Raw genomic sequence first — 805 nt, forward strand, 5'->3', positions numbered from 1 at the left:
GCCGCCAACTCCTGCACCGACGACGTCTCGAACACCACCGGCACCGCCACCCGATACCCCAACCGCGCCGACAACCGCGCCACCAACCGCGTCGCCGCCAACGAATTACCCCCCAGATCGACGAACGAATCGTCCAACCCGACCCGCTCGACCCCCAGAACCTGCGCCACCTCCTCGGCCACGGCCACCTCGACCACCGACCGCGGCGCCCGATACTCGGCCACCTCGAACACCGGCGCCGGCAACGCCGCCCGATCCACCTTCCCCACCGGCGTCAGCGGCACCTCGTCGAGCACCGTCACCGACGACGGCACCATGAACCCCGGCAACACCTCCCCCACCGACGCCCGCACCCGCACCGGATCGAGCACCGCCCCCGCCTCGGGCACCACATACGACACCAACACCGACTCCCCCGACGCCGACACCACCCCCACCGTCACCGCGAACCCGACCCCCGGCACCGCCGACAACACCGCATCGATCTCCCCCAACTCGATCCGGAACCCCCGGATCTTGACCTGGAAATCACTGCGCCCCACATACTCGAACACCCCATCGCCGCCCCGACGCACCAGATCCCCCGTCCGGTACATCCGACCACCCGGGGTGAACGGATCGGCCACGAACCGCGCCGCGGTCAACCCGAACCGACCGTGATAACCCCGCGCCACCTGCGCCCCGGCCACATACAACTCACCGACCACACCCTCGGGCACCGGACGCAACCGCTCGTCGAGCACGAACGCCCCCACCCCCGCGATCGCCGACCCGATCACCACCGGCGCATCGGGCACCAACTCCG

At 70.4% G+C, this 805-nt stretch carries 1 protein-coding gene; it reads right to left on the bottom strand.

Going from position 1 to position 805, the window contains the following annotated elements; all coding sequences use genetic code 11:
• A partial coding sequence (locus EQ874_RS22795; RefSeq protein WP_165369321.1) for a phosphopantetheine-binding protein occupies positions 1 to 805 on the bottom strand: 805 nt, incomplete at both ends.

The organism is Rhodococcus sp. Q1 (assembly GCF_004153645.1).
Lineage (GTDB): Bacteria > Actinomycetota > Actinomycetes > Mycobacteriales > Mycobacteriaceae > Rhodococcus > Rhodococcus gordoniae.